23 protein-coding genes and 1 pseudogene are annotated in these 15362 nt (G+C 64.3%); 5 read left to right on the forward strand and 19 right to left on the reverse strand.

The annotated features are described in order from the left end of the window. The first annotated feature begins 56 nt into the window (after nt 1-56). Nucleotides 57-278, forward strand: coding sequence for a hypothetical protein (locus tag F5X71_RS34775; RefSeq protein WP_167465788.1), 222 nt, complete (start codon nt 57-59; stop codon nt 276-278). After that, a complete protein-coding gene (locus tag F5X71_RS34780) occupies nt 257-607 on the forward strand; it encodes a hypothetical protein (protein WP_167465789.1) in 351 nt (116 codons plus the stop codon). The genes F5X71_RS34775 and F5X71_RS34780 overlap by 22 nt, the downstream gene beginning before the upstream one ends. A 659-nt stretch (nt 608-1266) precedes the next feature. Here F5X71_RS34780 and F5X71_RS34785 read toward each other — a convergent pair. The 8 genes from F5X71_RS34785 to F5X71_RS34815 all read right to left on the reverse strand — a co-directional run bounded on the left by F5X71_RS34785 (nt 1267) and on the right by F5X71_RS34815 (nt 5951). Next, entirely contained in the window at nt 1267-1557 is a 291-nt protein-coding gene (locus tag F5X71_RS34785) for a holin (RefSeq protein WP_167460079.1), read from the reverse strand. Between the two features lie 112 nt (nt 1558-1669). Continuing rightward, a complete protein-coding gene (locus F5X71_RS37565) occupies nt 1670-1798 on the reverse strand; it encodes a hypothetical protein (RefSeq protein WP_275106760.1) in 129 nt (42 codons plus the stop codon). After that, a complete protein-coding gene (locus F5X71_RS34790) occupies nt 1795-1977 on the reverse strand; it encodes a hypothetical protein (protein WP_167465790.1) in 183 nt (60 codons plus the stop codon). Before F5X71_RS34790 ends, F5X71_RS37565 begins: the two co-directional genes overlap by 4 nt. Continuing rightward, on the reverse strand, nt 1974-2162 hold the full coding sequence (locus F5X71_RS34795) for a hypothetical protein (RefSeq protein WP_167465791.1): 189 nt from the start codon (nt 2160-2162) through the stop codon (nt 1974-1976). The genes F5X71_RS34790 and F5X71_RS34795 overlap by 4 nt, the downstream gene beginning before the upstream one ends. A gap of 301 nt (nt 2163-2463) precedes the next feature. Continuing rightward, nucleotides 2464-3219: a hypothetical protein gene (locus F5X71_RS34800; protein WP_238815621.1), complete on the reverse strand. Its 756-nt coding sequence runs from the start codon at nt 3217-3219 to the stop codon at nt 2464-2466. 159 nt (nt 3220-3378) lie between these two features. After that, nucleotides 3379-5115 carry a hypothetical protein gene (locus F5X71_RS34805; RefSeq protein ID WP_167465793.1) on the reverse strand — a complete coding sequence of 579 codons (1737 nt, stop codon included), beginning with the start codon at nt 5113-5115 and terminating at the stop codon, nt 3379-3381. Between the two features lie 158 nt (nt 5116-5273). Continuing rightward, nucleotides 5274-5696 carry a hypothetical protein gene (locus F5X71_RS34810; protein ID WP_167465794.1) on the reverse strand — a complete coding sequence of 141 codons (423 nt, stop codon included), beginning with the start codon at nt 5694-5696 and terminating at the stop codon, nt 5274-5276. Between the two features lie 51 nt (nt 5697-5747). Beyond that, nucleotides 5748-5951, reverse strand: coding sequence for a hypothetical protein (locus F5X71_RS34815; RefSeq protein WP_167465795.1), 204 nt, complete (start codon nt 5949-5951; stop codon nt 5748-5750). A 411-nt stretch (nt 5952-6362) separates the two neighbouring features. Here F5X71_RS34815 and F5X71_RS34820 point away from each other — a divergent pair, with 411 nt between their 5' ends. Next, on the forward strand, nt 6363-6779 hold the full coding sequence (locus F5X71_RS34820) for a hypothetical protein (RefSeq protein ID WP_167465796.1): 417 nt from the start codon (nt 6363-6365) through the stop codon (nt 6777-6779). A gap of 41 nt (nt 6780-6820) precedes the next feature. On the opposite strand, the gene F5X71_RS34825 is transcribed toward F5X71_RS34820, so the two are convergent. Further along, a complete protein-coding gene (locus tag F5X71_RS34825; RefSeq protein WP_238815622.1) occupies nt 6821-7198 on the reverse strand; it encodes a hypothetical protein in 378 nt (125 codons plus the stop codon). Between the two features lie 598 nt (nt 7199-7796). Here F5X71_RS34825 and F5X71_RS34830 point away from each other — a divergent pair. After that, complete coding sequence (locus F5X71_RS34830; protein ID WP_167465798.1) at nt 7797-8510, forward strand: DUF6338 family protein; 714 nt, start codon at nt 7797-7799, stop codon at nt 8508-8510. Between the two features lie 552 nt (nt 8511-9062). Here the strand turns inward: F5X71_RS34830 and F5X71_RS34835 are convergent. The 8 genes and pseudogenes from F5X71_RS34835 to F5X71_RS34870 all read right to left on the reverse strand — a co-directional run bounded on the left by F5X71_RS34835 (nt 9063) and on the right by F5X71_RS34870 (nt 11923). Then, nucleotides 9063-9419 carry a hypothetical protein gene (locus F5X71_RS34835; protein WP_167465799.1) on the reverse strand — a complete coding sequence of 119 codons (357 nt, stop codon included), beginning with the start codon at nt 9417-9419 and terminating at the stop codon, nt 9063-9065. Then, nucleotides 9416-9664 (reverse strand): hypothetical protein, encoded by a 249-nt coding sequence (locus tag F5X71_RS34840; protein WP_167465800.1) that lies wholly within the window; start codon nt 9662-9664, stop codon nt 9416-9418. The genes F5X71_RS34835 and F5X71_RS34840 overlap by 4 nt, the downstream gene beginning before the upstream one ends. After that, nucleotides 9661-9945, reverse strand: a pseudogene (locus F5X71_RS34845) (endonuclease VII domain-containing protein); the annotation flags it as partial. The pseudogene F5X71_RS34845 and the gene F5X71_RS34840, both read right to left, overlap by 4 nt. Nucleotides 9946-10080: 135 nt before the next feature. After that, entirely contained in the window at nt 10081-10269 is a 189-nt protein-coding gene (locus F5X71_RS34850) for a hypothetical protein (protein WP_167465801.1), read from the reverse strand. Further along, entirely contained in the window at nt 10266-10472 is a 207-nt protein-coding gene (locus tag F5X71_RS34855) for a hypothetical protein (protein WP_167465802.1), read from the reverse strand. The genes F5X71_RS34850 and F5X71_RS34855 overlap by 4 nt, the downstream gene beginning before the upstream one ends. After that, nucleotides 10469-10963, reverse strand: coding sequence for a WhiB family transcriptional regulator (locus F5X71_RS34860; protein WP_167465803.1), 495 nt, complete (start codon nt 10961-10963; stop codon nt 10469-10471). Before F5X71_RS34860 ends, F5X71_RS34855 begins: the two co-directional genes overlap by 4 nt. Nucleotides 10964-10991: 28 nt before the next feature. After that, nucleotides 10992-11459, reverse strand: a complete 468-nt coding sequence (locus F5X71_RS34865; protein WP_167465804.1) for a hypothetical protein — start codon at nt 11457-11459, stop codon at nt 10992-10994. Nucleotides 11460-11653: 194 nt separating this feature from the next. Continuing rightward, complete coding sequence (locus F5X71_RS34870) at nt 11654-11923, reverse strand: hypothetical protein (RefSeq protein WP_167465805.1); 270 nt, start codon at nt 11921-11923, stop codon at nt 11654-11656. Between the two features lie 437 nt (nt 11924-12360). Between F5X71_RS34870 and F5X71_RS34875 the strand changes: the two genes are divergently transcribed. Continuing rightward, on the forward strand, nt 12361-12642 hold the full coding sequence (locus tag F5X71_RS34875; protein ID WP_167465806.1) for a hypothetical protein: 282 nt from the start codon (nt 12361-12363) through the stop codon (nt 12640-12642). On the opposite strand, the gene F5X71_RS34880 is transcribed toward F5X71_RS34875, so the two are convergent. Beyond that, nucleotides 12591-14852: a bifunctional DNA primase/polymerase gene (locus F5X71_RS34880; RefSeq protein ID WP_167465807.1), complete on the reverse strand. Its 2262-nt coding sequence runs from the start codon at nt 14850-14852 to the stop codon at nt 12591-12593. The genes F5X71_RS34875 and F5X71_RS34880 overlap by 52 nt on opposite strands. After that, complete coding sequence (locus F5X71_RS34885; protein WP_167465808.1) at nt 14849-15298, reverse strand: HNH endonuclease signature motif containing protein; 450 nt, start codon at nt 15296-15298, stop codon at nt 14849-14851. The genes F5X71_RS34880 and F5X71_RS34885 overlap by 4 nt, the downstream gene beginning before the upstream one ends. Nucleotides 15299-15362: the final 64 nt, after the last annotated feature.

Consider the following 15362-nt stretch of genomic DNA (forward strand, 5'->3'; position numbering starts at 1 on the left):
CGTCGCACCTTCGGCGCGTCCGGGTGGCAGCTAGGCCAGTTTAAGGAGAGTGCTAAATGGAAAATATCCGCTACACATTCGGCGATATCGAGTCGGGTATGGGGTTCATTGCTGAAGGGCTCAGCCTGTCGGAACGGGACACTGATTTGATGGAATTATTGCTAAACGCGATATATGACCGATCGGAATCGGCAGATATAACGCTAGATGAGGTCATTTCTAACCATTACTCGGGTACGCCTGCCGAAGTGCGTTCATGGTGGACGAACTGGTCCTGATAATTGCGCGAAAGGTGCATCTCGTGGCATTCGTTATTATTCAAGAAGGCGGCGCTTCCGGTGAGTACTACTTGTCGGTATGGGGCACAGAAGAAGAAGCTGAGACATTCCGCGTCGATTGCGCCACAGAAGAGGCGTACCGCACCACCGACCCAGTTGAAATGGACGACGCGAACGACTGGAACGAAATCGAGGAATGGGTTCAATCACTCGGATACGGTCCGGAGGTAGGCGTTCCGAAGAATGCCGATCGGCAGGAATTATCCGCCCTGCGCGAATCATTGGAGACGCTCGATTGCGTTGACGTCGACGAATCTGACGGAGACTAGTTTCTTCCCTTGCGCGTCGTCTGTTCGGCGCGTCTGGGTGGCCACTAAGAGCCGAGTTATCTATAGCCCCCGCCTAGCACTGCGCTAGCGGGGGCTATGCGCGTTGAGTGTCACAACAGCCGAAGACGGTTCATTCGACAGAAGGGAGCGAGATAGCACCTAGGGCGCCCGGCAGGCTCGGGAACCATTTCATCCGCGCTCTGTAATCGAGCGCGGTACACAACCCGGTCACGCGCGCCGATTGGTGCAGGGGCGTTGTCGGAACACGCCTAGGACGGATAGCGCCGAGCGACACCCGGCGCGAGCCGACATAGGACCAATACCGGAGCGGACCCGCGCATCGCGTCGGCTGAGCGCGCACGGGCGTCCATCAAAGGGAGTGGCGTGTTGTCGACGCGTCGACCTGCACACCCCAAGCTAGTAATGGGGATTGCCGCCATCGGAGTGCGTGTCGACACGCCGCTAAATCAAACGTTATCAACTCGTGATGCCTGACACTTCCGGTCCCATTCGGTCGATACCCCCTCTGCTTGCAGTTGCAAGCGGAGGCGGGAATAGCTAGCGGGAGCAAAGTTCTTGTCGCCGAATCCCTTTTCTGATTTACGAGCAAGTCGCTCACAAATTTTTTTTCTTACCCGCCGAAATCGTGGGTGGTCCCGTCACCGCGCTTTGCCGAGGTTGCCGTGGCCTTGGGTCCGGCCGGTGTGGCGGTTGTGGCAGTACACGCACAGCGCTCGCCCGTACTGCGGGTCATCGGCATCGAGGCCCGCGGCGACGAGCTCGCGGCGACTGAGTGGATGGTGGTCGGCGACGTCGGCGAATCCGCCGCACATCTGGCAGGTCTGGTCGTCGCGGGCGAGCACACCAGCGCGGAATCGCGCGGAGTGCGCAGTGCCATAGCCGCGCTCCGTGCGAGTGCCGCGCAAGGCGTCGACGCGGGCGTGATGCATCGCGAGGTGGTGTCGGCACTTGCCGCCGGAGACTGCGGGCGCCCCGCAATACGTGCAGGGCCGATGGGGCTTGGTCGGCATGGCTGGCTCCGCCTCTCCCGATCAGGGATCACTACGGATCGGCGTGATCGGCCTCGAGTGCCAGAGTGTCCTCGTCATGTTGGCTGACGAGCCTGCGCATCCATTCGGCAGTCGTCGATGTGGGCCGGTCACCGAGGGTGTCGATGGGGTCGCTGGTCACTGGACCGCCGGGATGGTGATGACGACGGTGCCATCGGCGTGGGTGGCGATGTCGGCGCCGAGCTCGGGGGCGCGTTCGAGCAGACCACGCACGACCATCACCAGCGCGGCACGCTGGCCCGCAGTCATCGGCTGCGGTGTCAAGATCGCCAGCGGCTGAGCCTTTTTGGGCTTCTTCACGACTTCGCCTTAGGCATGAACTTGTTCGTCCGCAGGAAGTGCACGATGGCTTCGGCAACCATCTCGGTCACCGCCGGTCCGGCACCGTCGAACATGACCAGGCGTAGGTCTTTGCCGCCTGGGTGCGGGATCTTGGGCAGGGTCGCCGCCAGTGCGACGACGGCCGGGTCCTTCTTCTCTGGCATGGTTCTCTCCTTCGAGGTAGGTGGCCCATGTTTGCGCTCGGTGCCATGAGCGGCGCACGCGAGATCGGTTGCGGGCGAAGGGAGTAGACCCGCGCCTGTCCTCGGGCGCTGGGAGCGTCGCCGAACGGCGATGCTCGTCAACGGCGGACACCCCGCGCAATTCTGACTGTCGCGGGGTGTTCGATTGCCGGTATTCAGCGGGTGGCCTCGGCGGCTGTGGAACGCCCGAGGCGCTCGAGCCTAAACACGGGGCGTTCGGCAATTTCCATCCCACTGCGGTCGGTGGGTGTGTCGGGTGGACTCAGGCCGCGGTGGCGAAGCGATGTCCACCGAGGGCGGCCAGGACGTCGGCGGCGCTGTAGAGCTTTCGCCCGGTCGTGTCGGTGACGCGCCGGACGGGGTTGTGGCGACGGTAGGACAGGTCGTGGATGCGTTTGCGCGACACCGCGACACCGAGAGCGGCCTGGACGGCGATGACCATGTCGCTGGCGGGCAGAAATCGCTGACCGAGTTGCTCGTAGACGCGCACGTCGTTCTCGCGACGGGCCACCTTCGCGCCGCACGAGCGGCAGTGCAGACGATCGCTGTCACGACGGCCGAACAGCCCGCCGACACCACACGGGCACGGCCCTGCAAACACCGCACCTTCGCGCCGGTCGACGGTGAACGCGGCTGCGCGGCAGGCGTAGGCGATCTCGTCCTGCAAGCGTGCAGCGTCCGGCAGTTGCTGGAGGCGCGCGATGTGATGAGCAAGCCATCCGGCGTAGTCGACCGCGGTGGGCCGGTAGCTGGTGGGCAGGCGCTTCTCGCCGGGCCGCAGCGGGCCGATGAACTCCGCTCGGTGGTGTGTCCACACGGGCGCGAACGCGATGCCGATATGCGTCGAGAGTTCCTCGGTCCAGACCCGCAGCGTGTCACGCAGTACCCACGCCGCGTCGGACGCTTCGGCGTTGTAGGCCAGGGGTCGTTCGCTCGTACGGCCGCCGTCGCGGTAGGGGCCGCCGAGTTTGTCGCGGCGCGTGAGGGTGATCTGTAGCTGATGGGCCAGCCACGGCACCGATACGAGGTCGCGGTGGACGAGGCGAGTACAGGCGGTGCATATGTAGGACGGGGTGGGTCGCAGGCAGGTGTCGCAATTACGCTCCATGAGCGCAAAGTAGGCCCGCCGCGTGACAACTATGAACGCGCGAAACCCCGAGGCGACCTTCGGCGACCGTCATCGTGATGCATGTTCGAGCCTTGCGTCGAAGGTTCGAGCCAGGTCTGCTATTTCGCTCATGTGTGGCAGGTACGTATCCCTCAGCCCTTCCTCCAGGAATCGTGAATTACGCAGGGCGCCATAGGTGTAGCGGAGAAGGGTGAGCACCTGACGGTCATCGAGTCGCCGCTGGCGTAGCAGATCGTCGATGGCCGCCCTGATGTAGACGCTGCCTCGCAACCACGATTTTGCCCAGTGGGCAGTCGTGGATTGCTCGGCCAGGGTGACCACCGCCGCCCAGGCTGGGGTATCGGCGATGCTCGTGAGGAATTCGTCGGTCGCAGGCTGGCGGGTTCGCCGCTCACGAAGGTCTGCGATCCATTCGGCGGGGTCGCCGTACTGGTCTGCCAGGTAGTGGGCGGTGGCGGTGGTGCAAAGGCCCTCGTCGAGCACGGCGAGAAGCTGGTCTGGTGTGAACTTCGGCTTCCGGGAATCCTTGCGGCACATGGCAAGTGCCATCTCGATGGTCAGCCCTTTGCCGTGCGCAGCGATTGCCGCGTCGGCGAAGTCGTCGTTGGTCTGGTCGCGGTAGCGGTGGGCCATCAGCTTGCCGAACGCGGCCACGAACGACGGTGACAACCCCGCACGCGCGACATCCAGTACCCGCTCCGGGTAGATGAAGCGCCAGGGGAACATGCTCATACGCCGAACACGATCGGCGTGAAACAACTTGCCGGGCCGGTCTTGATCGATGGTCAGGCTGGCGTTGTCCCAGCGCGTCAGGGAGATCTGCTCGGCGGCAGCTTCGACCAACAGGGAAAACGGCAACAGCCCGTCGGGCCGGTATCTCAGGTGCTGGATCTTGCGTATCTGCGCGCTCCACTGCTCCGGAGTGAGGCCCTCCCGCGCCGCGCGCTGCGCGAAGGCGGGGTCCATCTTGGCGTCGATGAGGTCCTTGATCTCGGCAGCGGTCCGGACACCGGCCTCGGCGAAGGCTAGCGAGGTCCCAGCATCGAGACCGAGACGGAACACGGCGAGTGCTTCCGCGTGGGACACGCCATGTCGTGTCAGCGATCGGAACCGGTAGTCGTCGTATTCGGGCATAGCGAGCACGTCGGCCGGTATGGGCTTCTCGCCGAGCAGTTCGTTCAGCTTGTCGAGCGGTACACCCTGTTCGAGGGCTCGAACACCGAAGGCGGCGAGGCTTTCCGGAGTGTGTCCAGCGGCGATCACCAGGTCCAGGAACCGGATTCGGTCATCGCCATCGTCGTAATTGTCCTCTGGCAGGACGGTTGCCATCCCGCGCTCGGCGGCCTCGAGCTGGAGGCGGCTGCACGCACGAAACCACTCGTAGATTTCGGCCGAGGAGCTGGGGGCGTCCTCGCCGAAGTACAGCCAAGCCAGGGCTTCATCGACTGTCAGGCTGTGCTGGTCTTTCGGGAAGCATTCTCCAGGATAGGGATGGAACGCAACGCCACACGCAGCCAGCTGCCGGTGCCGATCAGCCAACTCGGTGATCTTCTGCATGGTGTCGATGCCCGCACCGGGCAGCAGCTCAGCGATTCCCAGCGCGTGAACGTACCCAACAGCGTCCAGAATTGCCTGGGTGTAGGCGCGTTCGCTTTCCGGTGTGGCGGACCGTATCTCGGCGACCGGCGATCCATAGCGCGTCAGGCAGACAGGGCCGGAGTCGCCGAGCTGGTCGATCACTGCGGTCAGATCGTTCCGGAATGCGGTGAGGTCCATCGCGACCATCGCCAGGCCATCCTTCGTTGGTCATGTGGTGGGGGCAGATCAACGCTGACACACCGCACCCGCCAAAACAATTCCAAACATTTCAGCAAAAATGTTTGGAAACATTTCAGTAGTCGAGGGTCTGACTCGACGGCAGGTGCACCTGCGCCGGGTCCGGGTCAGCTCGGATTCTGTTCGATGAGTTCGAGCTTGACCAGCTTCAACTCGGTCTCATCCTGACCGCGGAAGTTGCTGTGCTTCTTGACCGTTGCACGCAAGATGCGGACGCGGTCACCGACTTCGCGGTCATAGGCGGCATCCGAGCCGGTCGCCCACTTCACAACCCGGCCGTCGTCGAGCGCGATAGTCAGAATTCTGCCGTACACGACCCGGCCGTAGCGGTCTGCGCTCTCGTAACGGTGCTTGCCGGAGACGACGCCGCATAGCGGCTCCGCGAGTTTGGCGCCGACCTCGCCGACGTGGCCCTTAGGCCGGGCTTCGCGCCGAGCCCGCTCACGCCAAGCGGCCTCTTCGTCGCGCAGCAATTGGTGATAGTCACGTTCCGCGGCAAGCCATTCCAGATACGGGGTTTTCTCGCGCATCTCAGCGGCTCGCTTAGCCGCTCTCCTCGCTCGCGCACGGACGCTGGACACCTAGATCTTCCAGCCGCCAGCGCCACGACAGGTGAAGCACCAGGTGCCTTCGCCTCGGCCTCGAATGATCCATGTGATGCTGCTGTGCCCGTTGTAGACACCGCTGTCGCAGTGCGGGCATTGCTCCCAGACCTCGTCTGTGCCCTTCTTGCCGGGGCATGGGTCGACATAGATGGTCGGATCGCGTTGTTCGTCTGCGGCCACGGTTTCATTCTCCTGTCGAGGCGGTGCGTGACGAATGCTTCGGGCAGACATCAAGTGGGAAATTGGGCGACTCCGGATTGGCAGGAAAGGTCCAGCCCTGCTTGCGGAGCTTGCGCCGGATTCGGCTGGGCGGCTCCCCTGCGGCGCCGAACACACCGTTATCACATTGGTCGCACCTGACCAGGTGGTATCTCAGCTCGCTCATCGCGGTGGTCCTCCTCTGCCTCCAGCGCGACGCTGTCCACTGCCCGACAATACGGAGTGGACACCCAGTGCGCAACATTTCCGATCATATAGTGATCATAAATTCTGAGCTTGCAGTGTTCGACGATTGCGAGCAGTATGTGTGCAGACGCGGTGGACAGTGGTTAGCGAGATCCGTTGTCGACCCACTGACCAGGAAGGGGCTCGATGCTCTACACGGCGAAGGTGACCGGCCGAGACAAGCGGTGGACGGTCACGATTCCCACGCTCGGCACGGGCGAGCATCTCCGTGTCACCTATCTGGCCGATGTCGCGGCGGCGGCCAAGAACTTGATCGTCTCGACGCTGGACGTTGCCCCGTCGACGGTCGATGTCGCGGTGATCGTCGACGACTTCGCCGGTATCAGCGATGTGCAGCTACGATCGGAACGAATCCACAAGGCACGCGGGCATATTCGCGATCTCCAGGAAGGCGTTCAAGCCGAGACCAACGCACTGGCACTGGAACTCGATGACGCCGGGCTCTCGCGCCGCGATATCGCCTATCTGCTCGACCTTTCTCCGACCTGGGTAAAGCAGATCGTCAAACCCGATAGCGATAAAGAGCAGGGACAAACATCATGACGAATCGCCCTCCCCTGTCGGTACAGGCAGTGGCGCACCAACTACGGAAACATGAGATAAAGCATAGTCATAGCCGTCTCCGCCAGGGGGTCCGGCTCAGGCAACGCGACGATGAGGTAGTCGTCAGCCCGGACTTCGATGCCGAGCACGAACGTATGGAATGGGCACAGATACTGACGGGCCTGTTCGAGGATGCGGGCCTCGTCGTCAGACAGCGAGAGGGTTCTGACCTGCTCTATGTCAGTAATGCCGAATTCACAGCGTTGGAAGGCGATCCGTCCTGGCTGATTCCCGGAGCGAAGGTCCTCGTTACCGAAACCCGAGGAAAGCCAGTGCCGGATATCGTTACCAAGGTTGGCCCTCGCGATATTGTCACGGAGCGTGAATACCGCTTCAATAAGAAATCGGGCCGCTGCCAAGACGGAGACAATGTGTACTACCGACGCGCACTCGACAACTTCCACTGGCATGAACTCCGCCCCGCCGAATCCCCAACAGGCAGGCAGCCATGACCCACGTTGTGGCTGTTCGCCTCGCATTCGCAGACTCGCCGGACGCCGGACGATGGGCGATGGCATGAACACCGACGATCAAAGGAATCAGGTGGAAACCATCCAGATCGAGAAGTTCACAGACGGCCTGCGGGACGGGCACATCGACGTTCCTGCTGACTAATTGCGGGCAATCATCAACGACGCCAAGGAAATCGGATACCACATTGATCCATCCGATATTTGGTACATGGACGGAGGGCTCACGATCGGCGACGAGGACCCCTCGGATTGGCTCTCCGCCCGCGGAGCAGAGTAGAAAGTCATGAAAATCATTGCTGGACTTCATGAATCGGAACAGCTCGATGCTGTTCGCGCAGAGCCGACCACCGGACAACAAGACGGCGTGTCGGAATAGCCAGGACACCTTCGGGAAAGACACGTGACGGAAGATGCGGCGGCGCGCGCGGTGTTGCGGTAAGAAGATCCCTACAGCCGATTATGGCGATTCCCAGAGAGGGGCTATGTGAATCTGCCGCAGACCGTAGCTCAGTTCTTCGTGCTGTTGCTGCTGGTGGTCCCCGGCATCACCTTCATCGCAGTTCGGCGCACTTTGCGCGGGCCAGGAGCCGACGACAAGGATTTCAGCGCCCGGCTGGCCAACGCGATTGCAGTCAGCATCGCTTTCGCGTGCCTCTATGCCCTATGTCTCGGCCCCTGGCTGATCGAGCTGTGGACCAAGAACGCCCAGGGGGTACCGGGATATGTCCGGCGCCCCCAATTGGCGGCACTTACGGCCGCTGGGCTTGCGTTCGCAGTGCCTATCGGGGTCGCCGCGATCTGCAATCTCCGTGTACGTCGGGTTGCGCCCAACCGCTGGGTACGTGATCTCAGGGTGGTCAGGCTGCCGATGGGCTACGCGGCTCCGAGCGCATGGGATGCCCGCGCGTCCAGTCGAGCAGACTGTTTCATCAGAATCTATACAGCGGACAGTATGTGGGTCGGTGGCTACATACCTGGCAACGCTGGCTTCATTGCCACGCACCCGCAGCCGCGCGACATCTTCATCCCCGAACCCTGGAAGATGAACGCAAACGGAGAGTTTGTCGACCCTGTTGAAAACAGCATCGGCCTCTACGTGCCACTTACGGGCGCTGAGCGCGTCGAATGGGTCGCAGAACCCGAGGGAGAAGAAGCACCCCGCCCTCCGGACCAGCCAGCGGACGGAGCTTCCTCCTAGTAGCGGGACCTCGTGCGACCGAACCTATCTCGCCTTCGCCTGGCCCGAACCCCCAGCGGGCCGCTTGCGAGGTGGGCGCGGAGGCTGCGGGACAGCCCGCGCCGACGGGCTGAGCCCGTGGTCTTCGCGCGCCCGTGCTGCCGGTCGGCGCGGAGCGGCGCCCCCGGTCAGCGATTGCCGGTCATCCTGCGGCGCTCGCTCGGCCGTCATGTCTCAAACCTCCTGCTAGGTCCGTGGCCCAGCTCTATTGAATTCGCCGCAAGCAAGGACGCCCCGGCACTGGTAGCGGCGACTATTTCGCTTTGCTCTGGCCCGAACCACCGCCGGGGCGCTTGCGGGGCGGTGTCGGAGGAATACCCGTCTTCCGCGGTGAATTGCCCGCCTTCTTGCTCGGCTTGACGGGCGACCGACCTCGGTCTTCATGCGGCTGAGCAGCCATCGTGCCCACCTTTCTCGACCTGCACCGCGCGTTCCAGTTAGAGAGTAAGTCGACAGCTATCGAACGCGCCCGTGTATTGAGTCAAGACGGCTTTTGGACGGCGCTCAACATGCCTACTCCGTTAAGGGACACGACGAATCCTCACCGTCGAAGCAATGCCTGATCCCACCGGCATCGAACACCTCGTACGGCGCGCGGTCGGCGAGGCCGGGCAGCGCCAAGTAGCCGGTTACCTTGCGGTGCAAGCCCTCGCCGCCGTAGGACACGAGAACGTCGACGTGGTCTTCGATCAGCGCGGTCTCCAGATCCAGCTCGAAGTCGATGCTGGTCAGATCGGTGTAGTAGTCGGCGAGGTATGCCGCCAGGGCGGCCAGCGTGGTTTCGTTGCCGTCGAGCTGGAGCCAGGATGTCCTCGAGGTCTGCGCATCGTCGTCCCGTTCGGCGAACGGCACGAACCGCCAGCCGGTCACAATGCGGTTGTCGGCACAGCGATGCCGAGTTGCCAGGCCCAGCCAGCCAGCGTCGCCGAGTCGAGTTCGTTGATGGACTGAAATCGGATCGCCAGGGCCTGCTCGTCGGTGATGTGCAGGCGCGCGGCGATGTCGACGGTCTTCGTCCCGGCGAGGTACTCGTCCAACGCGGTCAGCAGGATCGCGCGTGCGCGCATTTCGGCGGCGAAGTCCTCATGTGGGATCAGGTCGAAGATGTCGGTCACGGCAACTCCTCGGTGGTGTCGAGGCTGAGCAATACCTCTTGTGCGGGTGGGTGTTTCAGGTAGGCGATGGCGCGCAGTAGCGCGTCGACATCCTCGCGCAGGTGCCCGATGACGCCGAGATTGCATGGACCGCAGAGCAATCCGCGGACCATTCCGTCGGAATGGCGGTGGTCGACGGCCAGCTTCTTGGTCTTTCCGGTGGCGCGGCGGCAGATGTAGCAGCGCCCGCCCTGGAATGCGTAGATCGCGGCGTATTCCTCGGCGGTGATGCCGTAGACCTTCTCGACGCGGCGGCCGTGCGCCGCGACCTTGCGAGCTCTGGTGACGGCACGGTGGTGAGTGGTGCAGCGCGGTCCGGGGTGCGGGGCTGGCCGGTCGTTGACCGATCCGTCAGCGCGGCAGTCTTTTGCAGTCGGTCATGCGTCGAATTCCCATTCGATCTCGGTGAGTCGGCTCAGCGGCACGGCGATGAGTTCCCTACCGGCGGTGAGGCATTCGGCATAGGGGAATGGCCATGACCAGGTGCGCTGTACGACGACGGGCAACGACTCGGTCGGCGCGTAGGCCACCGCACCTTTGCGCGGGATCGTGACGAGAGTCCTCACAGCGCAACCAGGGCGGCCTGTAGCGCGGAGCGGACGCTACGCCGGACGCAGTTGACTTCGTAGGCGATGGTTTCGGCTTCGCGGTCACTCGCGGCGATGCCGTTGGTATCCAGCATCTCGGCGACGTCGGCGGGATCGAGATCACCGGCAAAGTTGGTGATTCGAACGGTGAGGACCGCTTTGCGGAGCTCGATATCAGTCATTCGTGTTGTCCTTCAGTGTCTTTCGTGCGTCGGACCGCGGGGTTGTAGCAGGTTGTGCAGTAGCCGTGTCCGGCGTAGCGCCGCTGCGCGGGGCCGGGCGACCTGAGCGCGGGCACGGTCAGGCGTCCGCAGCCCAGGCATGGGGCGCCGGAGTGGTGTCCGTTGCCGGGCTTGGGGATGTAGGGCAAGTCGAACCGCTCGGCCATCCGGCGCCGGACGCGCTCGCAGGGACCACGTTTGGCGCTGTTGTCGGTGTGAGCCATTCCGGCGAGCACGACCCCGGTGATGTAGTCGCCGGTCGTGAGCGGCTCGGCCAGCGCCCACTGCGCGCATTGGCGGATGACCGGACAGCCTGCACATACGCGCTGCGCATACCGGGTCCGTTCGCCGGGCAGCTCGGGAAGGTTGTCGGTGGCCCACCCTTCGGGGTCGCTGCCTGCGCAGGCCGCCTGCTCCATCCACGGTGCGGGCCGGGGCAGAGAGGGGATCACGGTGCGCCGCTTCGTCGAGCGGCGCGCATCACTGCTCGGCGGCGAGGTGTTCGCGAGCGGCTCGGGCCACGGCGTGCCAGGGCTCGCTGGCATCACCCAAGCCAGCGGTGGCGCGCTGGTAGATCTGGCGCAGAGTTCCGGCCAGAGCGGCGGTCTTCGCTCGTTCGGCGTCGGCCTCGGCGGTGCGGCGTTCGCCGATCTCAGTGTCGTAGACCTTCAGCGCGGCGTCGAGGAACGCGGCGTACTGCGCCTTCTTGACGACATCGAGCCGGGCGATTTCGCGTTGCTCGAGAACGTACGCGCGGATCTTGTCGGCGCTCGATCGCGCGTCGGCGTCACCCGGATCGAGGGCAGGGTTCAGCGGGACGTACGCCCGGCTGCCGTTGTCGTTGATCAGGTAGTCGCCGTCACGGCGGACGGTGACGGCGATGACGGTGTTCTCGCCGAGGAAATAGTACGGGTATTTCTCCATGGGCTGATCGGGTGCGGTATTCATCTTTCTCCTCATTAATGGGGGGTGATGATCTTCATCGTCGCGCCGATACCTGAAATCGGTGCACCGCGAAAACGTGACGCTCGGCGCACGACCGCACCACGGATAATTGGCCCTTGCGCGGCAGCGCAAGGGAATGCCAGCGCAACGCGAAAGCCACCGCGCCGACCGCCGACCTGCGGGCGCGCGCAACCCGCTCAGAAGGGCGGGTCCTCGCCGTCGTAGACCTTCCGGCCCACCGCGACATGCCTGGAGTCCACGCGTTGCCCGCACCGATGAGTGCGATGGATGGTCCCGATCAACGGACGTGGTTCGAGGTGGATCATCGGCGCCGAGCGCCGATGCAACCGGCCCTCGACCAGGTGCAGGGTGCGGTGACCGGCCAGCAGCGCCGCAGCTTCGCCGAGCAGGCTCAATGCGGCCGTATCCAGCGCGATCTGCCGCGAGTCGTAGACGGCGGACAGCACGGCGGCCTGACATGTGCGACACGTCGTCGCTCTCGGAGTCGAGCATGCTGGGGTCCAGCGGTATCGGGTGGCGGGTGGCTTGCGGACCATCGTGTGTCCTGGAATTTTTCCTGTCGGGAATGTGGACATGCGTCGTGTCCACACCTGTACACACCGAGCGGTATGGACATGGCCTGCGTCACCTGACACGCCGTGCTGGCGGCGGGATGGACGTTGCGAGCGGCCCTGATTACACTGAGTTTCGAAGCAACGACATTAATCCTCGAATGCTTCGATGACTTAATCCTCTGAGAATTCTTTGAATTCATATATTTCTTAGAAGTCGTCCGCGATTTTTCTCGGAAGAGTGTGTCCACAGTCCGCACCGCTCGGTCTGCTTCGGAAGATTTACGGTTCGGGCTTCGCCGCGCTCGTGATTGAGTGGAAGGATGTGCGGTATGACCAACGAGGAAATCGATAGCCGCGTAGCGGCTGTGCTGAGCGTGGATGGCGAACTGCCGTGGGACGAAGCAGTTCGACTCGTCACGATCCTCCGCCGGGCGGAAGTGTTGCGGTCGGCGACAGGCATCCGCAGTATCGAGATCACCGAGAGCATCGACGCGGACCCCCGAGTATCGATCGAGTACGAAGGCGGGCGCAAGCTTGCCGGTGCCCTTCGCACCGACATTCATATCCCAGCCTTCGGTTGGTCGAATCCGTTGCTGCCCGATGCCTCATAGAGGCAGATCTCACGCTCCTCGGTGATCACGATGCGGCCTTCCTCGGCCAACTGGAGCAACGCGCCTTCGAGGTAGTCACGATCGCGCGAGGCCAGGCGGCGATGCAGGCGCGGCCAGCCCGCCCGGCCACCGAACTCGGTCAGTTTGGCGACCGTCCACGACGCCACCCTGGAGACCTTCTCGGCTTCGGCGACGGCGTCGGCGACCGCGCGCTGCTCTCCGAGCTCGCGACCACGTTCGGCGTTGGCCTCTCGGGCGGCGCGACGTAGCTCCGCGGTGACCATCTCCCGAGTCCGGTCACTGACCTCCATGACAATCCCGGACAGGTGCCAGTCGTCTTCGCCGATGTCGGTCCGGCCGTCCAGCGCGGCCAGTGCGAGAGCGACCTTCTCGCGGACGAACAGGCTGTGCCCATCGAGAGCGTGGCCGTCGCCGCGGCCTCGCAGGACGTGGTTCTCGGTGATCGCCAGCTCCGCGGACTTCGGGATCGCCACCGAGCGCGAGTAGGCGCCCCAGACCGGCCCCTCCGGCAGCGAGCACGGTTCCGGCGGCCGGTCGACGCTGATGCCAGGATCGGTCGTCGGCAGCCACACGAAGCGTTGCGGAGTGCCGCCTCCGGCGTCGCTGATGAGTGGTCCGGCCTTGGATGGCTGGACACCCAGCACGAAACACATCCGGTAGGCGTGCTTGCCGAGGGTGATTCGACGGCTCGCGTCGGCATAGGAGAAGCCGATCTCCTCCCCCGAGAATGCATTTCGAAGTTTGCCCATCAGCGTGGAGCCGGTCCGGCTGCCGATCCCGGCGAGGGTGTCGATCTCGGATTCGCTGAACAGCACCGCGCAGCGGTCCCAGGTCACGACCCGCTTTTCGATGTGGGCGTACTGGTGCGCCAGCCCCTCGCCGGAGCCGATCGGAGCAACATGCACCGGTGCGGGGAACAGGTCGGTCGCCGCCGATTCCGAGGCGCCTTTGCCGCCGCCGGATGGGCCGACGAGCGCGACGAACAAGTTGAGCGATCCCCGGCCACCGATCAACGGCGGCAACGTGATCCACGGCGGAACCGTGGTGATCAGCCGTGCCATCACAACGCCCAGCACGCTCCATGGCGAGCACATCCGCGCGAACGCGAACTGCCGGATCGTTCGCAGGCTCGCCCGGCAACCCCAGAACTCGTCGAGGGGTTCAGTCGTCGGCTCGGCGACCGGCGAGGGTTCGACCGGCCGCCGTTCGGTCGCCGCGCCGGGAATGTGCCGCTGCTCCTCGGCGACACCGGAGATCGTGGCGATGTCGATGGTCGGCGTCGCCGCGATCATCTGATGCCCGCGCGGCCCGGTCACCATGCGCACGTACTCGGCCCGCGCTGGCCCCTCACCGCGGTCTGCGCCGACCACTCGGACGAACTCCTGCCCAAGTGCCGTCAGTGCTTCTGCGACGCCGCCACGACCTTGCTCGGCCATCCGCAGCAGGGCGAGGACGTGCTGGGTTGTGGTGTCGTGGCGGCTTCCGGCGCCGAGGGAGCGTAGGTCGGTCATCGCGCGTTCGAGGCGCGCCGTGACGACGACGTTCATCGGCCCGGCGGGCAGCGCCGCCAGCACGGCGGCGACATCGACATCGGCCAGCGGCGCTTCCGCTGGGGCGGCCAGCTCTTGGACCCACCGTGCGGGCAAGGCCGGGAACTCGTCGACACTCGGCGGCTCATCGGCCCAGAAACCATCCGGATCGCACCACCGATACGGTTTGCCAGTGTCGGGGTGGATGCTCGGCGAGACGACGGCGTAGCGGTGAAACCATTGGATGATCTCGATGTGGGCCAGATTCGCTGCGGGAAAGGTGATCTGGGTGACCAGTCGAGTGCCTGGCGGCACGCGGTAGAAGCGGATTCCGGAAATTCCGTCGGTGCGTGCCGTAGACATCCATGTCCGGGGCAGCACGCCCCAATCCCTCACCGCGTGTGAGTATGTCGCACCGCCGGTCTTGGTGCCGTAGGCATCGACGTCGATACCGATGACATCGTCGGGCATGCGTAACGCGATGTTGCCGTCGGCGTGCTGCTCGGTCCAGGAGTAGACGTCGGGGTATTTCGGATAGGCGCCGGAGTATCCGGTGTATCCCTCCGGTGGCGACGCCTTCTTGCCCGGCGGCAGCGGCAGAACGCCATGCCATCCGGCATCCCAGAGCCCGAGTGCAGCCGTAGCGTACGGGCCGGTCATGGCGCGGCTCGCTTCCGCTGCCGATTGCGGGCATTGATGACGATGCATTGGCGGCAATACCGATATCCGCCGCGCCGGTAGGTGTTCGCCGTTGTGTACCGGTGCCCGCGAGCACAAGCGCGTTTGCGGGCGTTGATCGCCGTCGGCCCGCTACCGCGCAACGTGTTCTCCCGCGAGGTGACCGGCTCCAAGTGGGATGGATTGCAGCAGCGCCTGTTTCGGCAACGATGATCCAGCACGAGACCGGCGGGGACGGGGCCGATGAGCGCGGTGTAGGCGACGCGGTAGCCGCGGCGCATCCGGCCGTCGTACCAGAATTCGGCGTAGCCGCGGTAGGTCGAGGCGCGCCAGTCCCAGCATCGCCAGCGGCCGTGCCGTACGACCGCGACCTTGTCCCAGAATCGTTCCGGTAACCGCGGGTCGCCGAGTTTCGCGGCTACTCCCATTTGAGGTCCATCCAGCTCGGACCGTCACAATCGCCTAAGCCGCGGCCGTAGTCGATGCTGGCGT

The sequence above is a fragment of the Nocardia brasiliensis genome (genome assembly GCF_011801125.1).
GTDB classification, from domain to species: Bacteria; Actinomycetota; Actinomycetes; order Mycobacteriales; family Mycobacteriaceae; genus Nocardia; species Nocardia brasiliensis_C.

Bases quoted from the DNA above. Each gene is read 5' to 3' on its own strand.
- F5X71_RS34880 (WP_167465807.1), bottom strand. From the start codon at position 14,852: ATGACCGGCCCGTACGCTACGGCTGCACTCGGGCTCTGGGATGCCGGA.
- F5X71_RS34805 (WP_167465793.1), bottom strand. From the start codon at position 5,115: ATGGTCGCGATGGACCTCACCGCATTCCGGAACGATCTGACCGCAGTG.
- F5X71_RS34780 (WP_167465789.1), top strand. From the start codon at position 257: ATGGTGGACGAACTGGTCCTGATAATTGCGCGAAAGGTGCATCTCGTG.
- F5X71_RS34795 (WP_167465791.1), bottom strand. From the start codon at position 2,162: ATGCCAGAGAAGAAGGACCCGGCCGTCGTCGCACTGGCGGCGACCCTG.
- F5X71_RS34865 (WP_167465804.1), bottom strand. From the start codon at position 11,459: ATGAATACCGCACCCGATCAGCCCATGGAGAAATACCCGTACTATTTC.
- F5X71_RS34810 (WP_167465794.1), bottom strand. From the start codon at position 5,696: ATGCGCGAGAAAACCCCGTATCTGGAATGGCTTGCCGCGGAACGTGAC.
- F5X71_RS34775 (WP_167465788.1), top strand. From the start codon at position 57: ATGGAAAATATCCGCTACACATTCGGCGATATCGAGTCGGGTATGGGG.
- F5X71_RS34820 (WP_167465796.1), top strand. From the start codon at position 6,363: ATGCTCTACACGGCGAAGGTGACCGGCCGAGACAAGCGGTGGACGGTC.
- F5X71_RS34785 (WP_167460079.1), bottom strand. From the start codon at position 1,557: ATGCATCACGCCCGCGTCGACGCCTTGCGCGGCACTCGCACGGAGCGC.
- F5X71_RS34885 (WP_167465808.1), bottom strand. From the start codon at position 15,298: ATGGGAGTAGCCGCGAAACTCGGCGACCCGCGGTTACCGGAACGATTC.
- F5X71_RS34875 (WP_167465806.1), top strand. From the start codon at position 12,361: ATGACCAACGAGGAAATCGATAGCCGCGTAGCGGCTGTGCTGAGCGTG.
- F5X71_RS34855 (WP_167465802.1), bottom strand. From the start codon at position 10,472: ATGACTGATATCGAGCTCCGCAAAGCGGTCCTCACCGTTCGAATCACC.